Here is a 24007-nt window from a genome sequence, read left to right on the forward strand (position 1 = left end):
TGTTTTTTTGCACCTAGAGTTTCATTCCTATCGAGATTGCTTCAAGCAGGCTCTTTTCGCTGGCGATGAGCTTGCCGGCAATATCAAAAGCCGTGCCATGATCGACCGAGGTGCGGATGACATCCAAGCCCACGGTGATATTCACAGCGCTGTCGAATGCAAGCATCTTCAACGGGATATGTCCCTGGTCGTGATACATAGCCACCACCACATCGTAGGAGCCATTCATCGTTTTGAGAAACACGGTATCAGGTGGGATGGGTCCATCGACTGCAAGGCCTTCGGCTTTTGCCTCTTCGACTGCCGGGATGATGTGCTCGATTTCCTCACTTCCGAACAGGCCGTTCTCCCCTGCATGGGGATTCAACCCCGCAACGGCGATCCGGGGCCTTGCATACCCGGCCTTCCTGAGGGTCTCGTCAGCAAGATGGATGACTGTCAGTACACGCTCCTTGGTGCAGGCATCGCACGCCTGTCGAAGGGAAACATGGGTGGAGACATGGATGGCTTTCAGCTTCTCACTCCAGAGCAGCATGGCATAGGAGGTCCCGTGCGTGTAGGCTCCGAAAATTTCGGTATGGCCGGCGAACTTGTGCCCTGCCAGGTGCAGGGCCTCCTTGTTCAAGGGAGCGGTGACCACCGATGAGATATCTCCTCGCAAGGCAAATTCTATCGATGCCAAGACGCTCTGGAAAGCCAGTTCTCCACCAAGCACCGTTACTTTGCCGATTTCGATGTCCTCGGCTTTGACTTCCGGCATGGGGTCGAAGAGGTTGATCATCCCCTCCTTCCAATCGCCGATGGTTGTGATGGCGTTGAATGCAAACCCAAAGCCGAGGGCCTTGTTGTAGTGTTCGAGGATGGCGCGGCTTCCAAAGAGAAGCGCCTGCTGCTGATAGGCGGTCGATGCATGCAGTGCCTTCAAGGTGATTTCCGGTCCGATCCCGCAAGGATCTCCGACTGTTATTCCAAATCGTTTCATAGTATGCTCCTATAGTTCCCGCAATACCCGAAGTGCGTATGCAATTGCATCTTCGCCTCCGAACGCCCCGGCTTTGGTGACAAGCCTGAGCGAATCATACTTCGTACCTACCACTTCCAGCAGGGGAAGGCCCAACAAGACCTCTTCACGAATCTCAACCTCGTTGATTTGAAGCAGCTCGAGGATGCCGAAGGCGGTATCGCCTCCGGTAAGGAACAAGCCGCCTATCTGATGTGTTTCCATCACTTCCTTGGCAATGGAGCTCAGAGCCAGTCGAACTGCAATCCCAATCTGGCTTTCCGTAAGGCCCAAGCGCGCACCTGTCTCCAAGGAAGCTTCATACTCTGCATGCTCCAAAACAGAGGAGGCGACCAGCAGGACGTCCTTGTTCTGCGAGAGCAGAAGACGAATCCGTTCGGCATAACTGTGAAGGCCTTTTTTCTCCAACAGGTCGCACACGGAGACACTGACGGTACAGATACCTTTTTTCCGGGCATACAGCACCTGCTTGCGGCTCACCTCGCTCAAGCTGGCGACCAAGCCCAACACTGGTTTTGTAGGGTGTTGTTGGTTGACCAAAGCCTCGGCAAGGCCGGCGCTCCCAACAAAGAGCACTCTCTTGTTCAAAGAGAGCGCCCATGCGGCAATGAGATTCAGATCCTCATTGCTGGTGGAGTCACACACCACCACTCCATCGCGCAACATCGGCCAGGAACGGGACCGGATGGTATCCAGACCAAGATGCACCACCCGATGGAACGAGCCAAACAGCGTACACAGGTTATCCTCGGTCACCGGCTTGTGGGGGTCTCTGCCATGCTCGGTCTCTTTCAACCGTTTCTCGTGCACATAGACCACCGAGTCCATGCAAATGCGTCCCATATCGGGAAACGCCGTTGCTACAACGATAATATCGACATGCATGTGCTTTGCCACCTCGCCCACCTCATCGACGATGTTGCCTCGAAGCGTAGAGTCGATTTTCTTCATGATGATGGAAAATGAGGATGGATCCACATCCGAGAGGGCCGCCCTGACAGTCTCTCTTGCTTCCTGAGGACACAGATTCCTCGACTCGGTATCGAGCACCAGCGAATACCGTGCGGGAAGTTCCCGCAGATGTCCTATCTGCACCCTCGTAGGTACACCGCGGCGGACAAGCTGCAGGCCGGTGTCGTTGGCTCCGGTAAAATCATCGGCGATGATCAAATAGGTTTGCATGCACTACTCCTTTTCATAGCTTGTCATCATTCTAATCCGCCCTGATGCGAGGGCGCCACTCATTTCTCTCTTCACTTTACACAGGAGGAGCACTGTTCTACTATCTATGCATGCAGCGCACCTACACTTCGTTACTTTGCAGCCTCTACGGCGAACAACAGTTCAGCATCCGCGATCCGCTGTGGAAGGATATCCATCTGCCACTGTCGTTCAAGCCGATCATCGCCGATGCAGTATTTCAGAAACTGGGAAGGATCAAGCAACTGGGGCCGACCTTTCACCTCTACCCCGGAGCGGTGCACACCAGGCTCGACCATAGCCTGGGCGTCTACCATATCGGGTTTTCCATTCTTACCAGTCTTTTGAAGCAAGCCAACTCAGGGAATTTGGTTCTCCCCTGCACCGAAGAAGGGATGAAGACCTTTTTGTGTGCATGCCTCCTGCATGACATCGGCCACTTTCCTTTCGCCCACTCCTTGAAGGAACTGCCGCTTTCCAGTCATGAGGCAATGGCAAACCGTCTCATCTGCGGCAACGAATCCCTGAGGCAGGCCATCGAGCAAGCCGGAATCCAAAGTGAGAAGGTTGGACTGATCATCGATGAGCAGATCCCCTGTGACGATGAAGAAATCAAGCTGTACCGCACTATCCTCTCAGGCACCCTCGATCCCGATAAGCTTGATTACTTGAACCGTGATGCTTTCTTTTGCGGGGTTCCCTACGGTACCCAGGATGTCTCGTATATCACCGACCAACTGACGGTTGTCGACTCCAAGCTTGCCGTCACCGAGCAAGCCATCGGATCAATTGAACACCTTCTGTTCAGCAAGTACTTGATGTACCGCAATGTGTACTGGCATAAGACCACCCGCAGTGCAACAGCAATGATCAAGAAGGCTGTGCTGCTCTCGCTTGCCGACGGGAGTCTCAGCTTTGATGACCTCTATGGGTTGGATGACCAGCAGTTCTTCATGCTCCCATCACTGAAGAAGTTTCCCAACGCCCCGCTGTTTGCTGCAGTACGGGACAATCGTCTCTACCGTCTCGGCTTTGAGAAAACGTATGAGGCACAGGGAGTGCTGGAAGCACAAACAGGAGAGGTGGCCGGCCGGACTGCATTCGAATCTGCCCTTGCCTCCAGGCTCGGGGTTCCAGAGTCCCAGGTCATCGTCGATATTCCTGAACCCATCTCTTTTGAATCGGATATTCCCATTCTTGGTGAAGGGGGAACGCTCAAGCGCTTTTGGGATTTCGACCAAATATTTTCCTATGATATTGGTAAGGTCTTTACAAAAAGCCTGAGAAAATTCAGAATCTTCACACCCTCCTGTATTGCACAAAAAGCGATTTTGGAGGCATTGGAGCTCTGACTGCATGGAAAAACTCTCGTATCGCACCCTCATCGATGGAGACATCCCCCCTTGGGTGATGCGTTTCATCAAACACACCGGCAAGGCGATCAATACCTACTCAATGATTCGAGAAAACGAAACAGTGCTCCTTTCAGCCTCTGGGGGAAAAGACAGCCTTGCTTTGGCCCTCGCCCTTTCGATTCGTCGCAGCTGGCTGCCGATCTCCTACGAATTGAAGGCGTTGATGATCAACTGGATCGAGCATCCCATCCCCGATGAATACCGCCGGAAGCTGACTACGTACTTTACCGATCTCGGCTATGATTTTACCATTGTTGATGAGCACCAATACCCGGCATCCTTCAACGGTGAGTTCAACTGTTACCTCTGCTCGAGAAACCGAAGGAGAGTACTATTCAACTACTGTGAGCAGAACAATATCGAATTGGTTGCCATGGGTCATCACCTCGACGATCTTGTGGAAACCAGCCTGATGAACCTCTGCTTTCGTGCAAGCTTTTCCACCATGCAACCCGTCCAGCCGTTTTTTCAGGGAAAAATCCATATCATCAGGCCGATGATAGAGATTCACGAAGCTGTCACCCAGCGACTTGCAGATGCATATGACCTGCCGGTGGTAAAGCCTGTATGTCCCTACGACCAGACCAACATCAGAGCCCGGCTCAAACCCATTGTCAAGGACCTCGGCCGACTCGACAAGCTGACCCGCGAGCACATCTATCATGCCCATCAATTTACGGGCAGGCTGTAACTTATGGCTCTCTGGCCTGTTTACATCCATACCTGAAATGTGGGATGATAGCCTTAGGAAGGAGGGGTGACAGATTGCCAAGACGTCTTGGTCTGCTTCTACTGATGATCCTGCTTGCAACCCTCCCTTTGAGTGCTGAAAGCGAGGGTGATTTTGTCATGCCCCCAGAGCAGTCGCAGCAACCTGTCGAACCAGATGCTCAGACCTCTTCATACTCCACCACAGAAGGTTCTTGGCCGATCGCCGGAACTGAGAGTTCGACCGGCTTGCTCGAGGGTATGGCCACCAGCGATGGTTTCTTCGCCCTCTCCTATATGCCGGACTTCAGCATCGGCAAGTTTACCTTCCAGTTCGATGTAAAAATCAAGGGTTCGTATGAAACCGAACCGTTCGGCTTGGCATTGGATTTCTCCGATTGGGAAGCTCCCGCACGAGATGAGGGGGAGAGTCTTGGTGACTATACGATCGATGTGTTCAAGCACTACAGCCGGTTCATCCGTACAATCCAGTATGGGGAACGCTATGATTCTCTGTATGTACGGTTCGGCAAACTACTGGGTATCACGCTCGGTGATGGTGCATTGGTCAACGGCTACTTCGACCGCAGCGTATCGGCTCGCAGCAGCCGGCCGGGTCTGGAGCTCATGGTTGACGCAATGTTGCTCGGTATCCCGAATGCAGGATTTGAGTTCATCACCAACGACGTATTCAATCCCACCCTCACTGCCTGGAGAATATTTTCCAGACCCTTGGGAGGGTATCCTGAGTATGAGTCCGTCGCCGCCCTGCAGATAGGTCTCTCCTTCGCCCAAAGCCCCGCGTCGCCTGAGGAGCAAGAAGGACAACTGTTGGGACGCAAGCTTGTTGCTTTGGACATCTCCCTGCCTGTCATAACCTGGAACTGGTTCAACGCCGACTTTTTCACCGATTTCATCGCCCAAACCCCCGATCGTGAGGAGAGCCAGCCGGCGTTCGCCTATCGCTATGGGTTGTGGGGACATACCAAAAGCTTTTTCATCTTCAATGCAAGTGTGACGGTTCCGTTTTTTGGCAGGTATTATGCAGAGTACTTCTCCTCCGATTTTGAGAGTCGCAGTGCGGAAGATCTTGACGAACTGGTCATAGAGGAGGGTACCACCCGCCTGGATGCAATGTTCGGCCTGAACTTTGTCAGGGAAGGTGTATATCTCAGGGCAAAAATGGTAAGCAATTATTCTTACGGCGATTATCACGATTACCGTTTTCTTGCAAATGCACGCATAGACAAGCGCCTATTCAATATTGTTTCCCTAGACTTGAGCTATGAAAAGCTTTATCCTACCACTACAGGAGAACGGTTCCTTGAAGGCTTGCAGACTCTCAAGAATGTCATACTTTCAGCCTCTGCAGTAGTCAAAGTCAAACCGTACTCTTTCGACCTTGGGCTGAGCATCTTCTTCGATGAACAAGCCCATGCAACCTATACGTTAGATACTGCAGTGAGGATATCCATCCTGTAACTTCAGTGTAGGGAGTGTATATGAATCGGTTATGCAAGCATGTTGGTCTGCTTCTCTTGGCCGCCTGCCTCATCGGTAACCTGTATGCTGATGATTCAGTCTTCATCGGTGATGGTGACATCGGCGCCCTGAAGCTCTTTGACAGCCAAGGCAACCGGCTTGATCCGACCAGCGAAAATGCCAGCAAAATCGGAGTGGGCTGGATCATCCAGAACCCGGACACACCCATTCTCATCATCACCCCCCGTGGGACGATCAATGTCTATGAAGACTCCTTGTTGATCACCGGCAACTTGAGCAGCCAAACTTCCGATCTCTATCTCGTATCGGGAAAGGCCACCTTCAATACCAATGCCATGGAACATGGGGTTCTTACCGTCTCCACCCCTGTATCGCGTCACCGTCTCGAAGGGGATGGGGAGATGCTGGTCATCACCACCGAGGACGAGGAGAGTGTCACTGCTTTTTCCGGCAAAGTATCCTCATACAACGCATTGACAGGCTTCACCAGGACGATTCGTCCATTCGACAAACTATTCATGCAAGAGCAGAGTGCCCGGCCCGAACCCATAGAAATCGGGTATTACCTGACCTATGCAACCTATCCGGATATGATGCTCGCCAAGCAAATAGTCCAAGATCTTTCAAAGCCAATCATTGCACCTACCCCTCTGGCCCCCAAAGCAAAATCCGCTGAATTGGTGATCGACCAGAGGCAGGTGGAGAAAGTCGTGACGGTGCCGCTGGCCGAGCCTGTTACCAGTCTGACTGTCGCCCGACAGGAGCCGTACATCCCCCAAGAGGTGCAGGTGATCTCGGTCGAAGTCAAAAAGATACCGGTACCAGAGAAAGTCAGGACCATTACTTCCAGGATTCTCAAAGCCCCCTCTTCCCGAATTATTGTCACGATTCGTCCGATGGTTCCAGAGATACCCTCTGCTGTTCAAGTGACAACCACGGTTGCTGTTCCGCCCATTCCCTCTGCAGCAAAGGTGGTATCTGAAAAGGACGAGGCAGCAATCGTCCAGCAGACAAGCGAGACCCAATTGCTCGATGTTTCGATTCCTTTGGATGTGCAACCCGAATTGACGGTAGCAGCCTTGAACGAGCAGCTCGATTTGGCCTTTACCATCCCCATCGAGTCAAAGCAGAGTGAAGAGCTGGAACAAGCCGTTGTTGCTCAAGAAACGGCAAGTGAACCTAGCGTCACCTCCTCTTCCGCTTCCATCAGTACGACCAGCCTCTTCACCTCCTCCGAGGCAAGCCGTCTGCAAGGCTCCTTTGGAATAGTCGCCGACTATCGGTTCCAGTTTGATGAGACCAACTCCGACGCCATGAGCCATCGCTTGACGCTCAAGCCGTTTTATGCCAAAGGACCCTTCAGCATCTCTTTGCAGTCGTATGTGCAGACTCAGGACTTTGCCACCTTTACCAGCAATACGAATCCCCTGCCGAGCTCAACTCTGGCCCGTATCAGCTATGCTTTCTCATTTCTCGATCAGTTGAGGATCGGCTATAGCACATCCGGCTTCTATCTGACACTCGACCACAATCGAAGCCTCGTCAGTGACATGGCCAGTTTTACCGCAGCCCAATTCGGACAGAGCGACAAGCTGGTTCTGCAAAACCAAATCATAGCCGGCCCCTTCACCTTGATCACAGCTTTTGATGATTTGTATCTAGCCAATCTTCTTGCAAACCGTGCCCAATTCGGTTCATCAATCCTGCATTTCACCCCATCAAGAGGGTATCCCCTTACCATCGCCCTCGGCGGCCTTGCAAAGGTGGAGAATTCTCCCGCTTGGTCGGTTGATCTCTATCCCTTGCTGAGTTTCCGCTTCCCTATCATCAATACCAGAACCACCCGGTTCAGTGCCATTGTGCAAGCACATGGATATTTGCCGGTGTATCCCGTCATCGATGCCGACCAGTTTATTGATACGTCGCTTGCTACATTCTTCCCCAATTACTCTTTGGGAGCAGGTTTTTCAGTCAAACGCAACCAGTTTAACGCCAAGATTCTCGCTTCTGTGAACGATGGAAAGAACCATAATCTGCTTGTCAATGACTTTGCCTACACAGGCATCGACACAACCTATGCATCAGCATTCGATATACTTGCCGACATCAGGTATGAGGGTTCGAAGTTTGAGGCAAAAGCCTTGCTCAATGTACCGTTCACCAACAATTTCACTCTTGCAAAGCTGACAGGAGGCCAGAACGCCGACTATAGCCAGCTCTCGTTGGGGATCAAGATCAAGAAGTTTGCGTTCGGACTCGGACTTGCAAACTTCGGACTCTTTGAAACGATCAGGGAGGTCATAGCGGATCCACAGTCGCTTACCAATCTTTTCGTTGGCACCTATGCGACCAGTTACCTCTATGCAGGATATGATTTTGGTGTCCTCAACCTCATGGCAAAGGCAGCCTACCCTGCTTCAAGTACCGCGTATACGGTACCGGTTGTGAGTGTTACAGCAAGAATACAGCTGGATAAGGCCTTCTAGCTTTTGCGCTTGTACATCTTCTGTGATAGAGTCTTGCTATGAAGATACAACTACTCGACCCTTTGGTAGCCCAACGAATTGCTGCCGGTGAGGTTATTGAACGACCAGCCTCGGTAATGCGGGAACTCTTGGACAACGCCCTTGATGCAGGTGGCAAAACCATTCTTGCAAGCGTAACCGAGGGGGGGCTTGAACAGATCATGGTCATCGATGACGGCGAAGGCATAGAACGCGAAGACCTTCCGCTGCTGTGTGAAAGCCACGCAACCAGCAAGGTGCGCGAACTTGATGATTTGTACCATATCAAGAGCATGGGCTTCCGCGGTGAAGCGTTGTACAGTATAGCAGCAGTATCGAGAATCACCATTGCAAGCAGCTATCAAGGCAGCGACCCGTATCAAATCACCATAGACAACGGAAAAAAGGAAGCAGTGCTTCCCGGTGGTCCTCGTACCGGTACCATGGTAACCGTGCAAGGGCTGTTCAAGGAACTTCCAGCCAGGCGGCAGTTTCTCAAGCGTCCTTCCACGGAGGCCGCCATGGCAAGATCGGTTCTCCTGGAAAAGGCCCTGGCTTTCCCCGACCGCGCCTTTCGCTTCATCAGCGACCAGACTGTCCGGGTCGACCTGGTTCCAACAACGAGAAAACAGCGGGTCTTGGACGTCCTTTCCCTCAATCAGAATATTGTCCCGTCGGAGATGCTGGAGCTGTATGATACAGCAGGCCGCTTCGATTTGTATGCCGTCTGTTCCTCCCCCGCCCTGTCGAGAAGTGATCGATCATACATCAAAATCTATGTGAACAATCGGCCGGTCGAAGAGTACTCATTGGTGCAGGCGGTCACCTACGGCTATGGTGAGTTGCTTGCAGGAGGGTCGTTTCCCTACTGCTATCTCTTCATCAATGTCGATCCCACCTTGGTCGATTTCAACATCCACCCCACCAAGCGTGAAGTAAAGCTGCGCAACAAGGCGGAGATTCACCACCAGGTGGTGAGCATGATCGCAAGCCAGATCAAGCGAACCATCCCGCGAATGGTGAAACAAGAGTTGGAAGTGGAAGACGCTCCCTTGCTTGCTCCGATTTACCAAGAAAGACCGAGTTCGCATCAAACCCACCAAGCCGCTGAACGTTCGGGTCGGTATGAGGCTGTCCCGCAGAAAGCCCCTCCTGACAGCGATTGGTTCCAGAAAGCGCGGGAGCTGCTTGACATGAAGTCTTCACGAAGTACCGAGCGTGAGGATATCTGGGCACAACAGGAAGACGACCAGGAATTTGTCTACCTCGGTCAGGCATTCAACCTCTTTCTGGTTGCCCAGAAGAAGGATGACCTCTACCTGGTCGACCAGCATGCAGCCCATGAGCGTCTGATTTTTGATGAGGTAAGGGAGAAGAAAAACGTCCAACAGTTGATGATTCCCCTCTCCTTCGAGGTGGAACGGGATGTGGATGCCTACTTGTTGGAAAGCCAGGATGTCTATTTGAATCTTGGCATCAAGTTGGAGCGGACCGAGGACCTGCTTTGGCAGATCACGGCCCTCCCTGCCTTGTACCGGAACATCGAATCACAGCTGATAGCCTTCATTCAGAAAACCACCGGTGACAGCCAGGAAGTTGAGAAAGGTCTCTATGCAGTGGTTGCCTGTCATGCTGCGATCAAGGCAGGTGACAGCATCGACCGAATGATGGCGATTTCTCTCTTGACCAAGGTATTCCAGCTCGATGAGCCCACCTGCCCTCACGGCAGGACGTTCGTAGTACGACTGAGCAAGGAAGAGCTGATGAAGGCAGTCCAGCGCATCTAGCGGGTGATGGTATACGTGGCGTTTTGTTTTTCTACATACACCACGGCTGTTTCGGCTGTCTCATCAATGAAGAAATCAGAGTCGGGTTCCAGCTGGTGGGTGGAAATCAGGGCGCCGCCTCTGTCATACAGGCTCAGCAGGGCTCCTGCTGTCGCAAGGGTGAGTGTATGGGTCGCCTTATCATACGCAACCAGTTCCTTGAAGGTCGGATAGTCGACTACAAAGACCTCTTCGAGTGTCTGCCCGTCACTACTGAGAATCGAGAGGCTCCATTGACCTTTGGGAAGCAGCACATCACTGCCCATCGAAAGCGGACCGATGGTATAGGTGCTTCTCTCGTCTGAGCGGGCCTTCACCACCCAGGAGCTTTTCTGATTGCCGGCAACGACATGAACCTGTTTCTCAGCCGGCTGTCCTGTCAGGGTGAACACAAGCGTCAAAAGCTGCTCCTTCCTGCCCTCTGCTGGATAGACGTGAATCGCTACGTTTGTTTGCAGGTCTACCAGCGCAAGCTCCTCCCTGCTGCAGGAAGCAAGCAGGAGGAGCAGCAGCAGGAGAAATACAGCACTATGCCTGTGTGGCAAGGAAGGACCGCACCGGATTCGCATATGCATTGAGCGCGTAGAGTCTGACATCCTCCCGTGCACCCTTGAACCGATAGAGGAAGGCCTCACTATCGAAATCCTGATACGACGGGGCAAACATGTCAGTACCCTCCAGATAGTCATAGGCAAACAAATTGGTTGGCCACAGCTTATAGAGCTGGTGGATTTGCCGGTCGATTAGCCGGGCAACCTGGTCGGAATTCTCAAAGTCGCCTTGCAGGGGCTTGCCGAAGGCGATGTGTACGTTGCCCTTGTATCCTTTCATCCCCCGGGAGATGGAGATGAGGTCCTCATATCGTTTCTTGGTGTGTTCACCGCTTTTTATGCGTGCAACTTCCTCTCCCGCCTTAAGGAGATCGCATGGATCATATTCATAACTTACAGCCACGGGAACGATGCGGCAGCTGTTCACCACGTCACTGAACCTTCGACCCTTCGATTTCTGGGAGAGATGCAACATTTTTATGATGGCAGGTGTGGTGACATCAAGTCCATCTTTGGCACGACCGCTTTTCTGGGCGACCCAGATGGACTTGTTCTCCTCAGTGATCAATTCAACAAAGTAGGAGCTCAAGCGGATGGACTCCAGATACTTCTCACGCATGGGAAGAGTTCTTTTGACAGTCACCCCGCCGTTGAGCTTGAAGAGATCGGTGATAAACTGATTGGTCAGCAGATTGTCTCCGATAGCCATCTCGCACAGCATACGGTCGCCTTGGAGCAGAGCCATGTCGATCAAGGCGCAGTCAAGCACGATATCCCGATGATTGCTCATGAACAAGTAGGAAGTATCCTTTTTGGTATGCTCGGTACCACTATAGGTAAACGCATGCATACTCTTTTGGATGATTGCAGGTAAAAAAATACCTGCGGCGATATGCCGCTGAAAATCATCGTAGGTTTCGACTTTTTCCAGAATCCCGGCAATATACGCCGCGCTTTGGGCAAGCTTTTTCTGTTGCTCGGCGGTTTCGGCAGGCCCCAGCGATGCCAGAATCTTATAAATGGCATCCTTGTTCTCCAGAATGCGAGTTATGGCGTCGCGGACATCCTGCCCCCGGTAGGGAGCGATATCCTTATACTTGGTAATTTCCATGGCTCAACCCTTTTGTGCATCCAGAATTGACTTCATATACTGCACGCGTTCCCACTTGGCTGGATCGGGCATACGCTCCTGTGCGAGTTTTCCATTGAAGTCAGAAATCATGGAGTAGGAGTGTGAATCCATCCATTGTGCAAGCTCCGACTCTATTTTGGCTACCGCAGAGAGTCCCTGTTTGAGAAGCACCGAGCACAGCTGAACGGCCTTGGCCCCGGCAAGCAACTGCTTGACTACAGTACTGCCGCTATGAATACCTGTGGATGCGCAAATATCGTAGCGAACCTCGTCGCTCATCAATGCGGTCCACCTCAGAGAAAGTGCATATTCATCCTTGCTGCTGAGCATGTGGGCTGGCACCAAGGAGAGTTTTTCAATATCGATGTCGGGGCTGTAGAATCTATTGAAGAGAACCACTCCATCGATGGAAAGTTCGTCGAAACGGCGGAGCATGTTTGCAAGGGATGAAAAGGCAGGCCCCATCTTCAGGCTCAACGGAAGCTTGATCTGCTTTCGGGCGGCCTTGACCAGAGAGAAATACTCTTTCTCAATGGCCGCACCATCGACCTCCACATCGGCGGCAACCACATAGTGGTTGAGCTCGATGGCATCGGCGCCGCAGGCGGCGAAGCGATTGGCATATTCAATCCAGCTGCCGCTCTGGCGACAGTTGATGGATGCGATCACAGGAATCTCCAATGCCTGTTTTGCGTCTTCAAGCAGGGTCAGATATGCATCGATATGACGCTCCATGCTTGCACTCTTTACAAAGCCGTACGCATCAGCATGGGCCAGGTAGTCTTGCGCCCCGTCAACGGCAGAGTCGCTGTCCAATTCGATCTGTTCCTCAAAAATGGATTTTAAAACCACAGCGGAGAGACCTGCGTCTTCACAGCGCTTGAGGTTGTCCAACGACGCGGTCAGGGGGCTGCTTCCTGCAATAAGGGGGTTCTTCAGTTTTAATCCAAGATATGATGTAGACAGGTCTGCCATGCTTTTCTCCTCAACTCGTACAACTAAGCAGTGCCCTCCGGCACAGTCGGAACAACTATACCATGAATATGACTTTTTCTCCAGTCAACTTGGCATCCGAGCATAAAAAATGGGTGCCCGAAGGACACCCACACGAAAAGGTACACCCATCTACAGGATATAGGGAATCTTGAAATTATGGGATTGATAGACAACAAAGGTTTCAACTTCGGAAATTTCGCTGATCTTATCAAGTTCAAACTTGAAAAAATCGAGCAGGCTCAAGCCCTCTTCCTCGCTGAGCACCAATTGGACGATAAGATCGTAGCGACCGGTAACCACGGCAGCAGAGATGACGCCTCGCAGTTCAGAAAACTCCTTGGCTTTCCGTTCCAGATCCAGTGTTTTTAGTTTCACGCCCATCATCACGACCTGAAGCCCCGGAATGGTTTCAGGGTTGATCAGGCCGGATATCTGGAGCACCCCCTCATCAATCAATTTATTGACCCGTGAGCGAACGGTATTCTCTGTGATGCTCAGCTCTTCAGCGATGGCACTGAACGGTTTTCGCCCATCACACAGCTGTCTGATAATCGCCTTGTTCGTCTCGTCCATCTTTACTTTCATGTCTTATCACCCATTTTTCCTTTCGAAGTCCTTCATGAACTGAGCAAGCGCTACTGCATCCTCTACAGGCAGTGCATTGTACAGGCTTGCACGCAACCCTCCAACGGATCGGTGGCCCTTCAGTCCAAGCATCCCCAGCTTCTTGGCTTCCCCAAGGAATTTCTCTTCCAGCTCTTCACTGGGCAGACGGAACACAAGGTTCATCTTCGAGCGGAAAGCAGGATCGACCGGGCTATGGAAGAAGGAAGAGGAGTCGATGACATCATAGATAAGCTTGCTCTTTTGGTCAGCGCGCTTTTGCATGCCGACGGTGCCTCCATTTGCCTTGATCCACTCAAGAACGAGCTTCACGGCCCAGATGGCGAAAACAGGTGGAGTGTTGTAGAGCCCCTTCTCCTTGCTGTGCAGACTATAGTCCATATATGCAGTGAGATTGGTGTTCTGTCTCTCAAGCATGGATTTCTTCATGATGATGAAAGTAGCTCCTGCAGGACCAAGATTCTTCTGGACACCGCCATAAATCATGGAAAACTTATCCACGGGAACCGGCCGACTGAAAATATCACTGGACATATCGGCAATGAGAGGAACAGAGCCGGTATCCGGCCAGTCCTGCCACTCGATGCCCCCGATGGTCTCATTCGAGCAGAGATAGAGATAGCTGGAATCCTTGCTCGGCTTGACGGTCTTCGGATCGGGAAGCGATGTATACTTGTTGGCCTTGCCGTCATAGTAATAGTTCACGTTGCCAAGCTTTGCAGCATCATCGGCAGCCTTGTTGGACCAGGTACCGCTTCTGATGTAATCGGCTACAGTCCCGGGGCGGAGGAAGTTCATCGGAATCATGGTGAACTGCAGCGTCGCGCCGCCGCCGAGGAAATAGACATCGTACTCGTCGCTGATGCCAAGCAACTCCTTGAAAAGGGCAAGGCACTCATCGTACATATCCTCGAACATGCCACCGCGGTGACTTGCTTCTATCATGGACAACCCTTGGCCGTTGTATTCAACCATTTGGTCACGAAGCTTCTCCAACACCTCCACCGGCATTACCGAGGGGCCTGCAAAATAATTCTTTTTGCGTTCCATCAGATTTTTCCTCCCTTCTTCAACTCATCCATGATTTCACATACCTCATCGCTGATACGGCCGAGGTTCTCTTCACTATTGGCACCGGCATGCGGGGTGAGCGTCACGTGCTCTGCCTTGAGAATCGGGTAGTCTTCAGCAGGGGGGTCGGTAGGATACACATCGGTGCAGTACCAAGCGACAGTTCCCTTCTCAAGGGCTGCAACCATGTCGGCGGCATCCACACACAGAGCCCTTCCGGTGTTGATGACCACTGGTTGCTTTTTGCAGTGGGAGATCAGTTTCTCGTTCACCATGCCCCGAGTCTCATCGGTCAAGGGAAGGTGCAACGAGATGTAATCTGCATCGGCTACCGCTTCCTCAGCAGTGGGAACCATGCGGGCCAGAGGAGAGGAAGAGACATACTTGTCATACGCCACGACAGTCATGCCGAAAGCCTTTGCACGTTCGGCAACCTTGGAAGCAATATTGCCGATGCCAAAAAGGCAGAGAGTCTTTCCGTACAGCTCGGTGCGTTTGAGGTCCTTAAGCCATTGGCCGCTCTTCATGCCATTGTGGTAGGCAACCAGATTGTTCGGGGTGCTCAACATCAGGGCGAATGCAAGTTCCGCTACGGCAATCGCAGAAGATTTGGGAGTGTTGCGAACAATGATCCCCTTGCTTTCTGCATAGGCCTTGTCAATGTTGTCGATCCCGACTCCACCACGAATGATCAACTTCAGATTCGGCGCTTGGTCGATATACTCTTTGGTGCACTTGGTTTTGCTGCGCACCAGCACGACATGAGCCTCACCCAGACGGTTCTTGTCCGTAGTAACTTCGCCGAACGGCTTGAGCTTTTGTGGAAGTGAAGCATCAAAGGCATCAGAAATCAGAATTAGCATGGCGTTACTTTCCTCTCTTTGCGGTTTGCCAAGGGGCATGGACCCCTTGAACATTTGTCTGGAGTAAGTGTACACCAAAAATATGCATTTTGTCTAATTTATTTTACAAAATATGACGTATTAATAAAAATTAGGGGTAAATGTTTCCGGATAGGAAGAATTGATAGAGTGCCAGAGTAAAATTTGATGGTTGAACATCCCAAGAATGAGAAAACCGCCGGAGACCGGCGGTTGACCTATCCATTATAAGCCTTTTGAGCCATGGAGCTTGCGCACCTTCTTCATCTGCTTGCGAGCAAGAGCTTTCTTCTTCCTGTTAAGGATGGTGGAGGGCTTTTCAAAGTACTCCCGCTTTTTCCATTCACGGATGATGCCTTCTTTCTCAACCATGCGCTTAAAACGCTTGATCGACTTTTCAAGAGGTTCATTGTCGTCTACTTTTACGTATGCCATATATTAATTAATCACCCCCCTTCCCGATTACTGGGTTCATTTTCACCTGCATTAGAGTGCCCGAAACAAGGGCTCTGTGTCAAGTACACACGCTCTTCATGCTGTAGGCTTCAGGTCAATTATTGTTATCTGCAAGGATTCCTGATTCCTGAAGTAGTTTCTTCCCAACCTGAAGACGATATCCACAGCCGTTCCCACATCGAAATCCTTGCCGATACGGTCGGCGGCACTCCAGTAGAGCGCCGGCCATTTGTACTGGCCGAAGGCAAGGGTCATCTTCACATGTTGCACCGAGCCGTTCTTGTTATTCATGACTTGGATGTTTTCAATGACTGCTCCTTCCATCAGCAACACCAAAGGTGGGTTCTTCTCTCCGTACGGCTCGAAAAACTCAACCACCTTGATGATATCGGGAGTCATATAGGCTTCAGGCAGCGTGCAGTCGATGGTGACCTCCTCCACCTCTTCAGGCAGGCAGTCCATGGTATCGATCTCATCCATGACTCTCTGCTTGAAAACCTTAAGCTGAGAGACATCCATGGAAAAACCGCCTGCACAGGCATGTCCGCCGTAATCAAGAAATAAATCACTGAATCTGCTGAGAAATTCACGGGCATTGAACGAGTCCGGGCTTCGCATGGAGGCGCTGACCCGCTCCTCCCCGACCGTCGCCAGTACAATGGCGGGAGCGTTGAACTGCTTGAGCAGGCGGCTTGCCATCACTCCGGTTATACCGCGCGAGAGCGTTGAATCCTCAACCACCACCAGCTTGGATCCGCTAGCTTCGAAGCTCTCCTTAGCCATCGAAAGCAATCGAGTCCAAGCGTCCTCCCCGAGCTTCTGACGCTCCTTGTTGAGCCGCAGCAGTTGGCCGGCCAGCTCTTCGGCTTGGCCTGGATCGGTGCTGAGCATCATCTCCAATGCAACCGACGGCTTTCCCATCCTTCCCGAGGCATTGATCACCGGGCTGATCTGCCAGGAGATATCACTGGTTGAAAGCTGTTTGCCAAGCAGGTTCTGCATGGAGAACAGCGGCAGCAAGGACTCTCTCCGGCCTTGCGTCAGCACCTTCAGTCCCCGTTTGACGAGGATGCGGTTCTCATCCTCCATCGGCATCAGGTCGGCAACGGTCCCGATGGCGACCAAGTCTAGAATCGACTCATAGTCGCTGTCCAAGCTGGGATACCGCTTCATACAGTAGGCAATAAACAAGGTATAGAGCACCTGCAGTTCATCACGTCCGAACGAAGAGTATTTGATGGCCCTGCTCAGATTGGAGAGGGCGAACAAGCCCTTGTTCTTCATCACCGGCATCACAGCTTCCATCTGAGGCCGCATTTCCACCAGATGCATATCCACCTTCTTGCCGAAAGCCTGCTTGAGCTGGACAAGTTCGGCTTGGGCATCGAGCACCAGGATGGGAAGGCCGCAGGAGAGGAAGGAGAGAACCTTGCTCTGCGACACAGAGATCAGGCCTGGATTGACCTCCTCGATCACCCGGTCGATGACCAGGAGGTTCTGAATGCGCATCGCCTGAATGATGATCGTGTCGTGTCCGGGCTGGGCATGCAGCAGAAGGCACTCCTCACGATAGAAATCCGTCTGGCTGAAACGCAATGCCCAAATCACCTTGGCTACGACACCACAACCGGCCAGATGCTCGAAAGGGTATCCGGAACCAGGCATTTTGGGATCGATGATGGCCAAGGCAGGCGGCAAGGTATTACCGCTGATGTGATGATCAAGGACGATCGTATCGATGCCGAGGCTGTGGGCATGGGCAATCTCCGCAAAATTGGAAATGCCGCAATCGACGGTGATCATCAACGTGACCTTGTCTTCATGAGCCTTGTCAACGCCAGAGAGAGTCATGCCATACGGATCGTCACCTTCGGGCAGCTGATAGGAAACATCCAGACCCATGCTCCTCAGTTCCTGGACCAACAATGCAGTGCTGGTAATACCATCCACATCGCGATCTCCGATGACGCACACCTTCTCCCCTTCTGCAACCGCTTCATTGATGCGGTCGACCACCTCTTCCATGTCATCGAAGAGGAAGGGGTTGTGCAAATAGGTAAGCTCCTGCTCCAAAAAAAACTTTACTTGTTCGCTGGATGTCTGACCTCTTCTTGCCAGAATGGAGGCACTCAGTACATCCAGTCCGTACTGCTCATGCAAGCGTCGCATCTCCTGCGCGCTGACGGGTAACTTTTTCCAAACCATGTATATACAACCTTTCTTTTATTTTTCCAATCATAGATCCACCGCTGTTTGCAGGATGCCCGCAGACAAGGTTTTCAGCGCTCCGCCGGCAATGATCTGAGCATACCTGAGCAGGTAGTTCTTGATACGGCTGGCGGCAGTCGGACTGAGCGGTACCTGCACACTCTCCTCATACCCCATGGGGGAGGTAACCACGAGATAGCGGCGGGCACCCGGGGGCAGCAACATATTCGACTCCAGGGAAGCACATCGGCTGCAGCAGGGACAAGAGAGCGAGGATGAGAAAGAAATCACCTCTTGCGGTCCATATTCCCGCTCACAAATAGGGCAACTGGTCAAATCGGTGCGCAGACCAAGCAGATCAGTCAACCGATGGATGAACTGGATGAGAATCCGGTCAGTGTACAAGGGAAGCCCTGAAAGTAAGTCCAAAGCGGTACTGAGCAGTTGATACTCCTCCGCACTCTCCCCACCGTTGGTCCTGAGCAGCAATTCGCAGAAAAAGAGGGCGCTGTAGGTGCTAACCAAATCTTTTCGAATATCGTCGTGGGTGGCAATGATTTGGGCATCCTTGAGCGTGTAATCCTTCTTTACCGGATTATAATACAGGAAAAACTGTCCATCGGAGAATACCTCGGCCTTTACCGATTTCAAGGATTTTCGAGCTCCATAGCTGACAACATCGATGATTCCGAAGTCCACACTCAACAACTTCAGTCGTCGATTCAGCTGACCGTACCGCTGACTGTGCAAAACAATAGCCAAAGACGATACGTTGCGCTCCATGGGCCCTCCACCAACTAGAGTAGAAGGAAGAGGGCAAAAAATCAACTGGTTGGAAGTAATGCATCTCTGTGCTATGCTGACTGCAATGAAACGGACATTCCTCAGCCTTTGGCTGCTGTTTTGCATGGTGGCGCTGTCGGCCTACAGTATACATCCCCGGCAGGTGGAGCAGCCCTTTGACAGCACAAAGGAACTTTCCAAGATAGATTTTTCGCAAAGTCTGGCCGCCAATCAAGAAGAATGGGTCGACAATACCTCGGTATCCCTCTTGACAGTAGGACCGGGCGACCCGCTGTATGCCTGGTTCGGCCACTCCGCCTTGATTGTCAAGCAGCCATCCGGTACCAAGATCATGTATGACTGGGGGATATTCGATTACGAACAGGAACATTTTTATCTGAATTTCGCCCGCGGCCGGATGTATTACTACGTTGTGGCCAGTGAAGCCGCCTGGCGTATCCAAGAGGCGATCGACGAAGTCCGCGACGTCCGCCTGGTAGAGCTCAATCTCAGCAGAGAAGCAAAATTCGCCCTTATCAGTTTCCTGCAGAAACATATAACAAATGAATACAGCACCTATCTCTATCATTTTTATTATGACAACTGTGCGACCAGAATCAGGGATATCATCGACTTTGCAACCTTGGGGGCTTTCCGTGAATGGGCGGAACAGGAACCGGGACAGGGCAGTTATCGCCAGTTGACCGCACAGTACATGATCCACAGCCCGGCCCTCTTCTGGGTGCTCGACACCCTGCAAAGCAGAATCATCGATACCCGGCTCAACCGGTATGAAGAGTTGTTCCTGCCTGAAAAACTTCATCAGGCGGTACTGGATTTCTCCTACCCCGACGGAACAAGACTGGCCGCCGAGGAGCAGGTGCTTCAGGATACCGCTACAATGGATGTGCGCTTCACCGTCAAGGAGGAGCTGGTCGACTACGACTGGGCCTACGCGCTCTTCGGCTTCGTTTTCGCACTGCTGCTTTTCATCCTCGGACGCAAACTCCCATCCATCAAGCGAATCCTGCTGGGGCTTGTCTTCCTTGGTCTTGGAGTGCTTGGATTGCTATTGCTCTTCATGATGCTCTTCTCCGACATGGACATGACCTACTTCAATGAGAACATCCTCTTTCTGAATCCCCTGCTTTTTGTCGTTGCTTTCAAGTTTTTGGTCCAAAAAAAGCAGAGCTCCAGGCTTTTGGCCTATTGCTCTGTCATCATGATTGTCCTGCTCGGCCTCAAGTTTCTGGCACCCGCCTTCGCCCTGCAGGACAACCTGCGGACCATGGCTGTCCTGCTTCCCGTCTATCTGCTAGGGTCGTCCTTTCAGGGCCGCCGAAACCGTAAAGATCGGTAGGTCCTCCATCTCCAGGCGATTGGCAACCAACACAGCCGGAAAGGCATGCTTCTGCCGATTGAAGTACTCGGCTTTTGCATGATAAGAGAGCAACGCCTCGGCTAAAAGCAGCTCCTCTTCATACATTTTCTCAAAATACGGCGCATAGGTACGATAGGCTGCATCGGCAAAGAGCTCTTTCTGCAACAAGGCGAGAACGGTATCCATTGCCAGATAGGTTTCACTTATCTCGCTTGCCGTACGAGCCTGTTCGGCAAGGGCTATCAAGCCTGCAAGCTCTGCTGCATGGCCCTTCTGCTCAAGCATTGCACAGAGCGTAGTCGCATAATCCTGGCGGAGAGCAAGATGCGACTCAACGTTCTTCAGCTCGGCAAGCGCCTGCTTCTCGTATCGTCCAAGACGGTTGACGTTGCTCCGGTCTATTGCAACCACTGCAAATATAATCAGAACCACAACCACCGCAATGCTGATCACTGCACTGCGGAGGTTGGGAAACATGGGTTGCCTAGCGGACAATCTTCGTACCTTTTCCTTCGTAGAGAGCTCCGTACAAGTTGGCGGGATCGGTGATCAAGCCTTCATTGCCGGTGGAGCGAACAAAATCGACGATGGCCTGGACTTTCGGCAACATGCTGCCGGGTGCGAAGTGCCCTTCTGCAATATACCGCTCGGCTTCCTCTATCGTAATGGTATCCAAGGTCTTCTGGTTGGGTTTTCCGTAATTCAGACAGACTTTCTCCACCGCTGTGGAAATTACGAACAAGTCGGCATTCAACTGCTTTGCCATCAGGGCGGCTGCAAGATCCTTGTCGATGACCGCTTCCCTGCCGCTGAGCATTCCCTGCTCATCGCGCACCACCGGGATTCCACCACCACCGCCTGCGATCACGATGACCTTGTTGTCAAGCAGTATCCTGATCGTTTCAATCTCGACGATGGCCTTCGGCTTGGGGCTGGCTACAACCCTGCGATAGCCACGACCGGCATCCTCGACGCACACCCAACCATCATGTTGGCTGTGGTAGTCGGCATCATCCTTGGTCATGAAGGACCCGATCGGCTTGGTCGGCTTGCCGAAGGAGGGATCGTTGTCGCTCACCTCCACCTGGGTCACCACCGTTGCAACCTCGTCTTTCAAGCCTATTTTGGCAAACTCATTCTTCAGGGCCATCTGCAGTTGATAGCCGATGGCTCCCTGGGTATCGGCAACACAGCTGTCCAAGGGGACTGAATGCAGGATGGAGCGGGCGAACTCCGCCCTGAGAAGGATGAAGCCCACCTGGGGTCCGTTGCCATGGGTGATGACCACCCTGTGTCCTGCCTTGACCAATTTTGCGATATGTGCCGCCGTCTTCCGTGCAGCCTCATATTGGGCTTCAACGGTTACATGTTTTGGGTCCTCGATCAGAGAGTTCCCGCCGATGGCTATTACAATAAGTTTGCTATCCATAAAGATTCCTTCCTTGTGTTCAGAGACGATTCATCCGTATCTGCATCATAGCACGACTGCAACAAAATGCAACATATTTCCCTGTGCTCTTTCCAGGGAAAATTGGTTGAAATTTATCCAGATCCAAAAGCAGCTCGCAGAGAATGGGAGATGCTTTACCTTTTTCTCTACCCTGAAATATGCTTACTATACGTTTTTTGATTTATACCCCATTTTATTGTTCAATTTTCATATTTATTTGATATAATAAAAAAGGCTCTTCATGCAACCTTTGAGAATTTCAAGGTGGCGGTCACCGGTTTCCTGATGGCAGACGAGGTAAGGTATTTCGAGTATCCTTAAGCCCGAAATGCTCTACGAGAGACTGATCAGCTTCTTCCATGCATCTTCCTATTCGAGACAGTGGAAAACTGAGAAAATTGCTTCCTATTTGACCCTCTGAATGCTTTTTGCTACACTTGCGCCAAGTGAGGACAGCATGGATAAGGTGACAACAGGAATGAATAAAAAAGAGCTCTTTCTCTTCGCTCTTTACATAACAGGCATGGTATTGGTCAACACAGTCGGCAGCAAGATCATCAGCCTGTTCGGTGTACGAGTTTCTGTCGGTATTTTCTTCATGCCGGTGCTCTTTTTGATCACAGACATAGTCGGCGAGGTGAAAGGACACGACCATGCAACCTTGTTCGTCCACTACTCCATTTTCATGTTGGTCATTCTTTTCATCTCTACAGCGCTGTTCGTACAAGTCGCGCCGCATCCAAGCTGGGATTTGCAGGACGAGTACAGGCAGATATTCGGAATGAGCATGCGGATGAGCCTTGCCTCGCTGATAAGCTTTTCCATCAGCCAAACAATCGATGTAAATATCTTTTTGCTATTCAAGAAAATGAGCAACGGAAAGCTGCTTTGGCTGAGAAACAACCTCAGCACCATCACCAGCCAATTCATCGACACCGTAATTTTCATGTTTATTGCATTTTATCGGACAACACCAAAATTCACCGCTGCGTTTGTCTTCAGCCTGATCATCCCCTACTGGCTTTTCAAGGTTGCATTCGCCCTTCTGGATACCCCGTTCTGCTACCTTGGGGTTACGTGGCTGTCCAAAGAGAAGTAGGCACTTTCCTTTAGGAGAAAGTTTGATTACCTTTAGTTCGGGCGCATGGATTATGTGCCCGAATGTATTTGTCATATGGAGGCGCTATGTCTGAACAGGAACTGATGCCAATCGAGCAACTGCTTCCCAATAATTTATTTATTCTCCCAGTAACCGGAAACCCTGTGTTTCCCGGACTGTTTACCCCGTTGATGATCACCGATAACCAGGATGTGGAAATCGTCAACCAGGCCATCAAGCATGGTGGTTTTCTGGGCTTGCTCCTCGTCAAGGAGGAGAATGATAGTGAAGAATACTCCCATGAGAATCTGTATACTGTGGGAACCGTTGCCAAGATTGTCAAGAAAATCAAGCTCCCCGACGGGGGCATCAGCATATTCATCTCGACGCTGAAGCGCTTTGAGACCAAGCAGTACTATCCCAGCGGGCCTTACCTTGTGGCCGAGGTGCAATACCTCGAGGACATCGAGGATGAGCCGGAGGAGCTGCGGGCATGGACCAGGCTTCTGCTTTCCGAAATGAAAATGCTCACCAAAAACAACCAAATCTTCAGTGAGGAGATGCGGCTGAACATGGTCAACATCGATCATCCAGGCAAGCTTGCCGATTTCATCGCAAGCATCCTGAATGTCGAACGCAAACAACAGCAGGACATCCTGGAAACGCTGGTGGTGCGCAGGCGCATCGAGAAAGTGCTTGTATTCATCAAGAACGAGCAGAACATCGCCCAAGTGCAGGCAAAAATCCAGGCAAGGGTGAACCAGAAGATCGAGAAGAACCAGCGCGAGTACTTCTTGCGCGAGGAGCTTAAATCCATCCAACAGGAGCTCGGTCTGTCAACCAACCCCAAGATTGAGTTGATCAACCGGCTCAAGGCCAAGTTCAAGGGTCTTCCGCTTTCAGCTGAAGCCCAGGAGACCGTCGACCGCGAGATGAGCCGCCTGGAGGCGATGGATCCGTCCAGTCCTGAGTACTCCATCAGCCGCACCTACTTGGAGATCATCAGCGATCTTCCTTGGAAGGAGCCGAAGCCGGAGAACTTCAGCATCGACAGCGCCCGAAAGATTCTTGAGCGGGACCATTACGGGATGAAGGACGTCAAGGACCGAATTCTCGAATTTTTGGCCGTGCGCAAGAAAAAGCAGGACACCAAGGGTTCCATCATCTGCTTGGTCGGCCCTCCCGGAGTCGGAAAGAC

General features: G+C 51.7%; 21 protein-coding genes. 8 read left to right on the forward strand and 13 right to left on the reverse strand.

Going from position 1 to position 24007, the window contains the following annotated elements:
- Positions 1-13 precede the first annotated feature (13 nt).
- Together pdxA and B3K89_RS02235 are read right to left on the reverse strand one after the other, a co-directional pair.
- Positions 14-982, reverse strand: coding sequence for a 4-hydroxythreonine-4-phosphate dehydrogenase PdxA (gene pdxA, locus B3K89_RS02230; protein WP_293894898.1), 969 nt, complete (start codon positions 980-982; stop codon positions 14-16).
- A gap of 9 nt (positions 983-991) precedes the next feature.
- Complete coding sequence (locus tag B3K89_RS02235) at positions 992-2203, reverse strand: four-carbon acid sugar kinase family protein (RefSeq protein ID WP_293894895.1); 1212 nt, start codon at positions 2201-2203, stop codon at positions 992-994.
- 110 nt (positions 2204-2313) lie between these two features.
- Between B3K89_RS02235 and B3K89_RS02240 the strand changes: the two genes are divergently transcribed.
- The 5 genes from B3K89_RS02240 to mutL all read left to right on the forward strand — a co-directional run bounded on the left by B3K89_RS02240 (position 2314) and on the right by mutL (position 10138).
- Positions 2314-3573 (forward strand): HD domain-containing protein, encoded by a 1260-nt coding sequence (locus tag B3K89_RS02240; RefSeq protein ID WP_293894892.1) that lies wholly within the window; start codon positions 2314-2316, stop codon positions 3571-3573.
- A gap of 4 nt (positions 3574-3577) precedes the next feature.
- Entirely contained in the window at positions 3578-4327 is a 750-nt protein-coding gene (locus B3K89_RS02245) for a tRNA 2-thiocytidine biosynthesis TtcA family protein (protein ID WP_293894890.1), read from the forward strand.
- Between the two features lie 74 nt (positions 4328-4401).
- A complete protein-coding gene (locus B3K89_RS02250) occupies positions 4402-5826 on the forward strand; it encodes a hypothetical protein (RefSeq protein WP_345907007.1) in 1425 nt (474 codons plus the stop codon).
- Positions 5827-5846: 20 nt separating this feature from the next.
- A complete protein-coding gene (locus B3K89_RS02255; protein ID WP_345907008.1) occupies positions 5847-8333 on the forward strand; it encodes a hypothetical protein in 2487 nt (828 codons plus the stop codon).
- 38 nt (positions 8334-8371) lie between these two features.
- Positions 8372-10138, forward strand: a complete 1767-nt coding sequence (mutL, locus tag B3K89_RS02260) for a DNA mismatch repair endonuclease MutL (RefSeq protein WP_345907009.1) — start codon at positions 8372-8374, stop codon at positions 10136-10138.
- On the opposite strand, the gene B3K89_RS02265 is transcribed toward mutL, so the two are convergent.
- The 9 genes from B3K89_RS02265 to recO form a co-directional block, all read right to left on the reverse strand.
- Positions 10135-10722 carry a hypothetical protein gene (locus B3K89_RS02265; protein WP_345907010.1) on the reverse strand — a complete coding sequence of 196 codons (588 nt, stop codon included), beginning with the start codon at positions 10720-10722 and terminating at the stop codon, positions 10135-10137. The genes mutL and B3K89_RS02265 overlap by 4 nt on opposite strands.
- Positions 10706-11839: a 1-acyl-sn-glycerol-3-phosphate acyltransferase gene (locus B3K89_RS02270; RefSeq protein ID WP_293894875.1), complete on the reverse strand. Its 1134-nt coding sequence runs from the start codon at positions 11837-11839 to the stop codon at positions 10706-10708. The genes B3K89_RS02265 and B3K89_RS02270 overlap by 17 nt, the downstream gene beginning before the upstream one ends.
- 3 nt (positions 11840-11842) lie before the next feature.
- Entirely contained in the window at positions 11843-12835 is a 993-nt protein-coding gene (locus B3K89_RS02275; protein ID WP_293894873.1) for a dihydroorotate dehydrogenase-like protein, read from the reverse strand.
- A 150-nt stretch (positions 12836-12985) separates the two neighbouring features.
- Positions 12986-13441: an Lrp/AsnC family transcriptional regulator gene (locus tag B3K89_RS02280; protein ID WP_293894871.1), complete on the reverse strand. Its 456-nt coding sequence runs from the start codon at positions 13439-13441 to the stop codon at positions 12986-12988.
- Between the two features lie 6 nt (positions 13442-13447).
- Positions 13448-14530, reverse strand: a complete 1083-nt coding sequence (gene serC / locus B3K89_RS02285) for a 3-phosphoserine/phosphohydroxythreonine transaminase (RefSeq protein WP_293894869.1) — start codon at positions 14528-14530, stop codon at positions 13448-13450.
- The gene (locus B3K89_RS02290) at positions 14530-15414 is read right to left on the reverse strand and encodes an NAD(P)-dependent oxidoreductase (RefSeq protein ID WP_293894866.1); all 885 of its coding nucleotides are present in this window, start codon (positions 15412-15414) and stop codon (positions 14530-14532) included. Before B3K89_RS02290 ends, serC begins: the two co-directional genes overlap by 1 nt.
- 243 nt (positions 15415-15657) lie before the next feature.
- A complete protein-coding gene (gene rpsU, locus B3K89_RS02295) occupies positions 15658-15867 on the reverse strand; it encodes a 30S ribosomal protein S21 (protein WP_293894863.1) in 210 nt (69 codons plus the stop codon).
- Positions 15868-15963: 96 nt separating this feature from the next.
- Positions 15964-18093 (reverse strand): single-stranded-DNA-specific exonuclease RecJ, encoded by a 2130-nt coding sequence (recJ, locus tag B3K89_RS02300; protein ID WP_293894860.1) that lies wholly within the window; start codon positions 18091-18093, stop codon positions 15964-15966.
- Between the two features lie 30 nt (positions 18094-18123).
- Positions 18124-18879, reverse strand: a complete 756-nt coding sequence (gene recO / locus B3K89_RS02305; protein WP_293894857.1) for a DNA repair protein RecO — start codon at positions 18877-18879, stop codon at positions 18124-18126.
- 85 nt (positions 18880-18964) lie between these two features.
- On the opposite strand from recO, the gene B3K89_RS02310 reads away from it, so the two are divergent.
- Complete coding sequence (locus tag B3K89_RS02310; RefSeq protein ID WP_293894854.1) at positions 18965-20239, forward strand: DUF4105 domain-containing protein; 1275 nt, start codon at positions 18965-18967, stop codon at positions 20237-20239.
- Here the strand turns inward: B3K89_RS02310 and B3K89_RS02315 are convergent.
- Positions 20195-20737 carry a hypothetical protein gene (locus B3K89_RS02315; protein WP_293894851.1) on the reverse strand — a complete coding sequence of 181 codons (543 nt, stop codon included), beginning with the start codon at positions 20735-20737 and terminating at the stop codon, positions 20195-20197. The two genes, B3K89_RS02310 and B3K89_RS02315, sit on opposite strands and share 45 nt — an antisense overlap.
- Positions 20738-20744: 7 nt before the next feature.
- Positions 20745-21689 carry a carbamate kinase gene (arcC, locus tag B3K89_RS02320; protein ID WP_293894849.1) on the reverse strand — a complete coding sequence of 315 codons (945 nt, stop codon included), beginning with the start codon at positions 21687-21689 and terminating at the stop codon, positions 20745-20747.
- 478 nt (positions 21690-22167) lie between these two features.
- On the opposite strand from arcC, the gene B3K89_RS02325 reads away from it, so the two are divergent.
- Positions 22168-22809, forward strand: coding sequence for a queuosine precursor transporter (locus tag B3K89_RS02325; RefSeq protein ID WP_298503357.1), 642 nt, complete (start codon positions 22168-22170; stop codon positions 22807-22809).
- Positions 22810-22895: 86 nt separating this feature from the next.
- The coding region (locus B3K89_RS02330) for an LON peptidase substrate-binding domain-containing protein (protein WP_345907018.1) at positions 22896-24007 on the forward strand (1112 nt) is incomplete at its 3' end.

The sequence above is a fragment of the Sphaerochaeta sp. UBA5849 genome (assembly GCA_002432715.1).
GTDB lineage: Bacteria > Spirochaetota > Spirochaetia > Sphaerochaetales > Sphaerochaetaceae > Sphaerochaeta.